The 9111-nt window shown below is 69.7% G+C and carries 7 protein-coding genes; all 7 read left to right on the forward strand.

Annotation, left to right across the window (positions count from 1 at the left end):
- Positions 1-138: 138 nt before the first annotated feature.
- A complete protein-coding gene (locus tag ACIBJF_RS40465; RefSeq protein ID WP_399181657.1) occupies positions 139-1374 on the forward strand; it encodes an amidohydrolase in 1236 nt (411 codons plus the stop codon).
- A 300-nt stretch (positions 1375-1674) separates the two neighbouring features.
- A complete protein-coding gene (locus tag ACIBJF_RS40470; protein ID WP_399181658.1) occupies positions 1675-2730 on the forward strand; it encodes a BMP family protein in 1056 nt (351 codons plus the stop codon).
- Positions 2731-2965: 235 nt separating this feature from the next.
- Positions 2966-4492, forward strand: coding sequence for an ABC transporter ATP-binding protein (locus ACIBJF_RS40475; RefSeq protein ID WP_399181665.1), 1527 nt, complete (start codon positions 2966-2968; stop codon positions 4490-4492).
- Positions 4489-5616, forward strand: coding sequence for an ABC transporter permease (locus tag ACIBJF_RS40480; RefSeq protein WP_399181660.1), 1128 nt, complete (start codon positions 4489-4491; stop codon positions 5614-5616). Before ACIBJF_RS40475 ends, ACIBJF_RS40480 begins: the two co-directional genes overlap by 4 nt.
- Positions 5616-6902: an ABC transporter permease gene (locus ACIBJF_RS40485; RefSeq protein ID WP_399181661.1), complete on the forward strand. Its 1287-nt coding sequence runs from the start codon at positions 5616-5618 to the stop codon at positions 6900-6902. Before ACIBJF_RS40480 ends, ACIBJF_RS40485 begins: the two co-directional genes overlap by 1 nt.
- On the forward strand, positions 6899-7303 hold the full coding sequence (locus tag ACIBJF_RS40490) for a cytidine deaminase (protein WP_365321767.1): 405 nt from the start codon (positions 6899-6901) through the stop codon (positions 7301-7303). Before ACIBJF_RS40485 ends, ACIBJF_RS40490 begins: the two co-directional genes overlap by 4 nt.
- A gap of 81 nt (positions 7304-7384) precedes the next feature.
- Positions 7385-8662: a thymidine phosphorylase gene (locus ACIBJF_RS40495; RefSeq protein ID WP_399181666.1), complete on the forward strand. Its 1278-nt coding sequence runs from the start codon at positions 7385-7387 to the stop codon at positions 8660-8662.
- Positions 8663-9111: the final 449 nt, after the last annotated feature.

The raw sequence follows: 9111 nt of genomic DNA on the forward strand, positions 1-9111 counted from the left end.
AACAGAGGTTTTACCCATCCGTGTCCGCCGCCATGCGTCCGTCGGTCAGATTTTCTTCCCCCAAACGGGCTGAACTTTTGTTGATCGAGGGGTAGTTGACCAGCCGGGCGTCCTACCCTTCAGAGGGTGAAGCAATTGATGTCCCTAGAGTCCGAGGCCGGCCTCGCGGGGGATGTGCTCCCCGGCGTGCTGAGCGAAGCCCTGCACGCCGAACTCGTCGCCTTCCGTCGCGACCTGCACATGCACCCTGAGCTGGGCAATCAGGAGTTCCGTACGACCGCCGCGATCAAGGAGCGGCTGGAGCTGGCCGGGCTTCGGCCCCGGGTGCTCGCCAAGGGAACCGGACTCGTCTGTGACATCGGCCTGACGGAGGGTGAGCGGTCGGCCCTGCCGCTGCTGGCCCTGCGCGCGGACATCGACGCCCTGCCCATCCCGGACACGAAGAGTGACTGCCCGTATCGGTCGACCGTGCCCGACCGGGCGCATGCGTGCGGGCACGACGTGCACACGACCGTCGTGCTCGGCGCCGGGCTCGTGCTCGCCGACCTGCACGCCAAGGGCCTGCTGCCCCGTCCGGTGCGGCTGCTCTTCCAGCCCGCCGAGGAGGTGCTGCCTGGCGGCGCGCTGGACGCCATCGAGGACGGGGCGCTGAAGGGGGTCGAGCGGATCCTCGCGGTGCACTGCGACCCCCGCGTCGACGCCGGGAAGATCGGGCTGCGGCACGGCGCGATCACGAGCGCCTGCGACCGGCTGGAGATCGCCCTGGACGGGCCCGGCGGGCACACCGCCCGGCCGCATCTGACCACCGACCTCGTCACCGCCGCCGCCCGGGTCGCCGTCGACGTGCCCGCGCTGATCGCCCGGCGCGTCGACACCCGGGCCGGGCTGGCGGTGACCTGGGGGCGGATCGAGTCGGGCCACGCCCCGAACGTGATCCCGCAGCACGCCGAGCTGTCCGGGACCGTGCGCTGCCTGGACCTGGACGCCTGGCGGCAGGCCCCCGACATCGTGCACGCGGCCATCGACGAGGTCGCCACCATGCACCGCGCCAAGTCCGAGATCACCTATGTGCGCGGGGTGCCGCCCGTCGTCAACGACCGGGAGTCGACCGACCTGCTGCGCCGGGCGATGGCGGCGCGCCGCGGCCGCGACTCCGTCGAGAGCACCGAGCAGAGCCTCGGCGGCGAGGACTTCTCCTGGTACCTGGAGCACGTACCCGGCGCGATGGCACGGCTCGGTGTCCGCACGCCCGGCGAGCGCACCGTACGCGATCTCCACCAGGGCGACTTCGACGCCGACGAGCACGCGATCACCGTCGGCGTGGAGATGTTCACGGCGGCGGCCTTCCTGGAGCCGAACGGCGTACAGGGCTGAGCCTCGCGGGCCCCGGGGGCGCCCCGAGTCGGGAGCCCTGGGGCCCTCCCGCTGGCCTGCGCAACATACTCGTAAGCCATTCGTGCACGCCGTGCAACACCGCCATGAGAGGACGGGGAGAGCGAGTTCAGACGCTGTTTGCCTCGAATCGATAACGGCTTCGCGAGAGGGTTTTTTGCGACATCTACGCGCGTTACGATGCCGCGAAGCCGACGCCGCCGGGGCGTTTCGGCTCGAGCACCGGCATGGTGCTCACATCAAGCGCCGACACGGCGCTCAGGTCAGGTGAAGGAGCCTCCCGTGCGCCGGGTAGCCAAGCTTTCCGCCGCGTGTGCAGCGACCGCGGCACTCGCCCTCACTGCCACTGCCTGTGGCAGCACCTCCTCCGACAACAACGCCTCGCCGTCCTCCTCGGCCGGCGGCAAGGGTGTCAAGATCGGTCTCGCCTTCGACGTCGGCGGCCGCGGTGACCGTTCCTTCAACGACTCCGCCGCGCGTGGTGCCGACAAGGCCAAGAGCGAGTTCGGCGGCGACATCAAGGAGCTGACCGCGAAGACCTCGGACACCGAGGCCGACCGCGAGCAGCGCCTGTCGGACCTGGCCGAGGCCGGCTACAACCCGATCGTCGGTGTCGGCTTCTCCTACGCCACGTCGATGTCCAAGGTCGCCGCGAAGTACCCGAAGACGAGCTTCGGCATCGTCGACTCGGTCGTGGACGCCAAGAACGTCGACAGCATCACCTTCACCGAGGAGCAGGGCTCCTACCTGGCCGGTGTCGCGGCCGCGCTGAAGTCCAAGGCGCACCACATCGGCTTCATCGGCGGTGTCGACGTCCCGCTGATCAAGAAGTTCGAGGCGGGTTACGTCCAGGGCGCCAAGGCCACCGACCCGAAGATCAAGGTCGACACCCAGTACCTGAGCCACGGCTCGGACTTCTCCGGCTTCGCCAGCCCCGACAAGGGCAAGGAGGCCGCGCAGGGCATGCTGGACAACGGCGCCGACGTGATCTACTCGGCGGCCGGCTCCTCCGGCAACGGTGCCATCGAGGCCATCAGCGGCAAGAAGGGCACCTGGGCCATCGGCGTCGACTCGGACCAGTACAACATCCCGGGTCTGGCCCAGTACAAGAACTCGATCCTGACCTCGATGGTCAAGAACGTCGACGTCGGTGTCTACGACTTCATCAAGTCCGTGCACGACGGCAAGCCGCTGACCGGCGTCAACACCTACTCCCTGGAGAAGGGCGGCGTCTCGCTGGCCACCAGCGGTGGCTTCATCGACGACATCCAGGCCAAGCTGGACGCGGCGAAGAAGAAGATCGTCGACGGCTCGATCAAGGTCAAGACGACCCCGTGACCCGACCGGTACGGCCGGCCCGTCGAACCGACGGTCCGGTCGTACCGTGGGACTTGAGGCTCGGCGCTGGGGCGCCTTCGGTGGCCCCCGCCGAGCCATAACAATGTGTCAACTCTACGCGTGTAGCGCGGAGTTGCCGCGCTAGCGTCGCCGACGCCCGCCACCTCCCCCATGCAGCCCCTTTCCTCGAGGAGAGTGCGCCATCAACGCGTCCAGCCCTCCCGCTGCCGTCGAACTGCGCGGCATCACCAAGCGCTTCCCCGGCGTCGTCGCCAACCGCGACATCGACATCACGGTCCGCACGGGCACCGTCCACGCCCTCTGCGGTGAGAACGGCGCCGGCAAGTCCACCCTGATGAAGATCCTCTACGGCATGCAGCAGCCGGACGAGGGCACCATCACCGTGAACGGCGAGACGGTCACCTTCAACAACCCCGCCGACGCCATCGCCCGCGGCATCGGCATGGTGCACCAGCACTTCATGCTGGCCGACAACCTCACCGTGCTGGAGAACGTCGTCCTCGGCGCGGAGAAGCTGTACGGCATCGGCAACAAGGCCCGCACCAAGATCAAGGAGATCTCGGACGCCTACGGCCTGAACGTCCGCCCGGACGTGCTGGTGGAGGAGCTCGGCGTCGCCGATCGTCAGCGCGTGGAGATCCTCAAGGTCCTCTACCGCGGCGCCAAGACCCTCATCCTCGACGAGCCGACGGCCGTGCTCGTGCCGCAGGAGGTCGAGGCGCTCTTCGACAACCTGCGCGAGCTGAAGTCCGAGGGCCTCACCGTCATCTTCATCTCCCACAAGCTGGGCGAGGTGCTGTCGGTCGCCGACGAGATCACCGTCATCCGGCGCGGCACCACCGTCGGCACGGTCTCGCCGCGCGGCACCACCCCCAAGCAGCTCGCCGAGCTGATGGTCGGCGCCGAGCTGCCCACCCCGGAGACCGCGGAGTCCACCGTCACGGACGTCCCGATGCTGAAGGTGGAGGGGCTGCACCTCGCGCAGACCGACCTCGAGGGCATCGAGCGGATCATCCTGGACCAGATCTCCTTCACCATCCACAAGGGCGAGGTCCTCGGCATCGCCGGTGTGGAGGGCAACGGCCAGTCCGAGCTGGTCGAGGCGATCATGGGCATGCGCCACCCGGACGCCGGCGTCGTCACGCTCGACGGCACCGACATCTCCCACACCCCGACCCGCGACCGCCGCGAGGCCGGCATCGGCTACATCCCCGAGGACCGCCACCGCCACGGCCTGCTGCTGGAAGCCCCGCTGTGGGAGAACCGCATCCTCGGCCACGTCACCGAGAGGCCCAACTCCCGCGGCCAGCTCCTCGACATCAAGGCGGCCCGCGCCGACACCGAGCGGATCGTGCAGGCGTACGACGTCCGCACCCCCGGCATCGACGTGACCGCGGCCTCGCTGTCCGGCGGCAACCAGCAGAAGCTGATCGTCGGCCGCGAGATGAGCCACGGCCCCAAGCTGCTCATCGCCGCCCACCCCACCCGCGGTGTGGACGTCGGCGCGCAGGCGGCCATCTGGGACTACATCCGCGAGGCCCGCCGCGAGGGACTGGCCGTGCTGCTCATCTCCGCCGACCTGGACGAGCTGATCGGGCTCTCCGACACCCTGCGGGTGATGTACCGCGGCCGTCTGGTCGCCGACGCCGACCCCGCCACCATCACCCCCGAAGAGCTGGGCTCCGCCATGACGGGTGCGGCCACCGGCCACCTGGAGCACACAGAGGACGACGAGCGATGAACAAGCTGACCTCACGGATCGACAAGGAGCGGCTGCTCCTCGGGATCGCGGCACCGCTGCTGGCGATTGTCGCCGCGCTCGTCGTCACCACCCTGGTGATCCTCGCGACCGGCAAGAACCCCGGCGACGCGTTCAGCGACATGGTGACCTACGGCTTCGCCAGCGACAGCCAGGTCTACATCCTGAACAAGGCGACGACGTACTACCTCGCGGGTGTCGCGGTGGCCATCGGCTTCCGCATGAACCTGTTCAACATCGGCGTCGACGGCCAGTACCGGCTCGCCGCGTTCTTCGCCGCCGTCCTCGGCGGGGCGCTGACCGTGCCCGGCTGGATCGCCATCCCGCTGATCCTCATCTGCGCGATGGCGACCGGCGCCCTGTGGGCGGCCATCGCGGGCATCCTCAAGGTGACCCGGGGCGTCAGCGAGGTCATCTCGACCATCATGCTGAACTCGATCGCCACCGCGATCATCGCCTACCTGCTCCAGCCCGGGCGTCTCGCCGAGCTGCAGCAGGGCGGCACCCTCGTCTCCACCAAGCCGCTGCCGTCGTCCTCGTACTTCTTCTCGATCGACACGGGCCCGGCCGGCACGCTGTGGGGCTTCATCTTCGTCGCCGTGCTCGTCGGCATCGCGTACTGGTTCGTGCTCGGCCGCACCCGGTTCGGCTTCGACCTGCGCACGGTCGGCCAGTCCGAGAGCGCCGCCTCCGCGAGCGGTGTGTCGGTGAAGAAGATGGTCGCCACCAGCATGATCATCTCGGGTGCGGTGGCAGGTCTCATCGGCATGCCGACCCTGCTCAACGACAGCCACCAGTTCAGCAACGACTTCCCGGTCGGCATCGGCTTCACCGGCATCGCCATCGCGCTGCTCGGCCGCAACCACCCGATCGGCATCGCGCTCGGCGCCCTGCTCTGGGGCTTCCTGGAGCGCACCACCAACCACCTGGAGTTCCAGGGCTACGACAAGGAGATCCTCGGCGTCATCCAGGGCGTCATCGTCCTGTGCGTCGTGATCGCCTACGAGGTCGTGCGCCGCTACGGTCTCAAGCGCCAGCAGCAGAAGGTGGGCGCCGAACTCGCCGCCCAGCCCGCCGCCCCGACGAAGAAGCAGGAGGTGGCGTGATGACTGCCACGATGACCGACACGCCGCCGCCCGCGGCGCCCAAGGCGGCCGGCGCGCCGCAGCGCTCGGGTCGCTCCTTCGGCCAGATCCTCCTGTTCGTCGCGGGTGCGCTGCTGCTCCTGGCCGCGGTCCGCGTGATCACCGGCTCCAACCAGCTCGACTCCGCCGGGCAGGTCAGCGCCGCGCTGGGCCTCGCGGTGCCGATCGGCCTCGCCGGCCTCGCGGGCCTGTGGTCCGAGCGGTCCGGTGTGGTCAACATCGGCCTCGAGGGCATGATGATCCTCGGCACCTTCGGCGCCGGCTGGGTCGGCTGGCAGTCCAGCCCCTGGCTCGGCCTGCTGTGCGGGATCGGCTTCGGCGTCCTCGGCGGCCTGCTGCACGCCGTCGCCACCGTCACCTTCGGCGTCGACCACATCGTCTCCGGTGTCGCGATCAACCTGCTCGCGCTCGGTGCCACCCAGTACCTCGCCAAGCTGTTCTTCGCGGGCGGCAGCGCGGCCGACGCGGGCGGCAACCCCAAGCAGTCCCCGCCGGTGGACTCGCTGCCGCAGGTCACCGTGCCCGGCCTGTCCGACGGCCTCTCCTCGATCGAGAAGCACCACTGGTTCCTGGTGTCCGACCTCGCCGGCATCATCGGCGGTCTGATCACCAACCTGTCCGTGATCACGATCCTGGCCGCGGTGCTGTTCGTCGGCAGCTGGTGGCTGCTGTGGCGCACCCCGTTCGGTCTGCGCCTGCGCTCCTGCGGCGAGAACCCGACCGCGGCCGAGTCCCTCGGCGTCAACGTCTACAAGTACAAGTACGCGGCCGTGGCCGTCTCCGGCGGCCTGGCCGGCCTCGGCGGCGCCTTCCTCGCGCTGGTCACCTCGCACACCTACCTGGAGGGCCAGACCGGTGGCCGCGGCTACATCGGCCTCGCGGCGATGATCTTCGGCAACTGGCGTCCGGGCGGCCTCGCGATGGGCGCGGGCCTGTTCGGCTACTCCGACGCCCTCCAGCTGCGCAACGGCGGCACGACCGTGCACGCGCTGCTGCTCCTGCTGGTCATCCTGCTCGTCGCCCTGGCAGGCTGGAAGCTGTACCGCACGTCGCTGTGGCAGGGCGCGATCAGCCTCGTCGTGGCCGCGCTGGTGCTGCTCTGGTACCTGGTCACCGACGAGGTCCCGAGCGACTTCGTGGGTGCCACGCCGTACGTCGTCACCCTGCTGGTGCTGTCGCTGTCGGCGCAGCGCCTGCGGATGCCGAAGGCGGACGGTATGCGCTACCGGAAGGGTCAGGGCAAGTGACAGAGGAAGCCGCCGGGTTCGACTGGGAGGCGCTGCGAGTGGTGGCGCGTGAGGCGATGTCCCACGCGTACGCCCCCTACTCCGGCTTCCCGGTCGGCGTGGCGGCCCGGGTCGACGACGGCCGCACGGTCACCGGCTGCAACGTGGAGAACGCCTCCTACGGCATCGGCCTGTGCGCCGAGTGCGGCCTGGTCTCCGACCTGCAGCGCACGGGCGGCGGCCGCCTCACGCACTTCACCTGCGTGGACGGCAAGGGCGGCCTGCTCGTGCCGTGCGGCCGCTGCCGTCAGCTGCTGTACGAGTTCGGCGGCCCGGACCTCCTGCTGGACACCCCCGCGGGCGTCCTCCCGCTCTCCGAGATGCTGCCCCAGGCCTTCGGCCCGGACCATCTCACCAAGTAAGTCCCGTACGGCCCCCCTGTCCCGCTCGCAGGGGGGCCGCACACTTCGCACCTCCCGGAAGGAACAACACCCGCCATGGCCATGGACGCCATCTCCGTGATCCGCACCAAGCGGGACCGCGGCGAGCTGACCGACGAGCAGATCGACTGGGTCATCGACGCGTACACCCGCGGCGAGGTCGCCGACGAGCAGATGTCCGCGCTCGCCATGGCGATCCTGCTCAACGGCATGAACCGGCGCGAGATCGCCCGCTGGACGGCGGCCATGATCGCCTCCGGCGAGCGCATGGACTTCTCCACCCTGTCCCGCCCGACGGCGGACAAGCACTCGACGGGCGGCGTCGGTGACAAGATCACCCTGCCGCTGGCCCCGCTGGTGGCGGCGTGCGGCGCTGCCGTGCCGCAGCTCTCCGGCCGGGGCCTCGGCCACACCGGCGGCACGCTGGACAAGCTGGAGTCGATCCCCGGCTGGCGGGCCCTGCTCTCCAACGAGGAGATGCTGAACGTCCTGGACACCACGGGCGCGGTGATCTGCGCGGCGGGCGACGGCCTGGCCCCGGCGGACAAGAAGCTGTACGCGCTGCGGGACGTGACCGGCACGGTGGAGGCGATCCCGCTCATCGCCTCATCGATCATGTCGAAGAAGATCGCCGAGGGCACGGGCTCCCTGGTCCTGGACGTCAAGGTGGGCAGCGGCGCCTTCATGAAGACCCTGGACGACGCCCGCGAACTGGCCACCACGATGGTCGGCCTCGGCACCGACCACGGCGTGAAGACGGTGGCGCTCCTGACCGACATGTCGACCCCGCTGGGCCTGACCGCCGGCAACGCTCTGGAGGTCCGCGAGTCGGTGGAGGTCCTGGCGGGCGGCGGCCCCGCGGACGTGGTCGAGCTGACCGTCGCCCTGGCCCGCGAGATGCTCGAAGCGGCCGGCATCAAGGACGCCGACCCCGCGAAGGCCCTGGCCGACGGCTCGGCCATGGACGTCTGGCGCCGCATGATCGCGGCCCAGGGCGGCGACCCGGACGCCGTGCTGCCCACGTCGAAGGAACAGCACGTCATCAAGGCGCCGTCCTCGGGTGTCCTCACCCGCCTGGACGCCTACGACATCGGCATCGCCGCCTGGCGCCTGGGCGCCGGCCGCGCCCGCAAGGAGGACCCGGTGCAGGCGGCGGCGGGCGTCGAGATGCACGCCAAGCCGGGCGACACGGTCACCGAGGGCCAGCCCCTGCTGACCCTCCACACGGACACCTCCGAGCGCTTCGAGTACGCGCTCCAAGCGGTCGAGGGCTCCTACGACATCGCGGCACCGGGCACGGCCTTCCAGGCGTCGCCGGTGGTGCTGGAACGTATCGCCTGACCAGGGGATTTCCCTTTCGGGTGAACGGGATCGGTGGACCTCCGCCGGTCCCGTTCGGCATGTTGGATGGGCCCATGGACGAGTTCGAGGGCGACTATCTGCTGACCGACAATGAGTGGGACGAACTCGTCTGGGTCTGGAAGCGGACCGACGCCCCAAGGGCTGCAAGGTGGAGATCATCCAGGGACTCGTCACCGTGGCTCCCCACTCAGCCGTGGCCCACCACCGCATGTCGGAGCCCTTGCAGAGGCACCTCTACCTTTGATCTTGGCCAGTGCTCCGGTCTTCAGGCCGGATGGTGAAGGCCATCTCAAAATAGGGGTGACCCGCACCAGGGGCACGGGTCCGCACTGGTGACCTCAGCTCACGGGGCGCTGCTGCCGCTCGATGTACTGCTGTACGACGGTGAGTGGCGCCCCGGCGCAGCTTGCGGCGAAGTAGGAGCCGGA

This window comes from Streptomyces sp. NPDC050743, from assembly GCF_044456925.1.
Lineage (GTDB): Bacteria > Actinomycetota > Actinomycetes > Streptomycetales > Streptomycetaceae > Streptomyces.

Excerpts from the sequence above, each read along its gene's own strand:
- ACIBJF_RS40465 (WP_399181657.1), top strand. The coding sequence starts at position 139 with ATGTCCCTAGAGTCCGAGGCCGGCCTCGCGGGGGATGTGCTCCCCGGC.
- ACIBJF_RS40485 (WP_399181661.1), top strand. The coding sequence starts at position 5,616 with ATGACTGCCACGATGACCGACACGCCGCCGCCCGCGGCGCCCAAGGCG.
- ACIBJF_RS40480 (WP_399181660.1), top strand. The coding sequence starts at position 4,489 with ATGAACAAGCTGACCTCACGGATCGACAAGGAGCGGCTGCTCCTCGGG.
- ACIBJF_RS40495 (WP_399181666.1), top strand. The coding sequence starts at position 7,385 with ATGGACGCCATCTCCGTGATCCGCACCAAGCGGGACCGCGGCGAGCTG.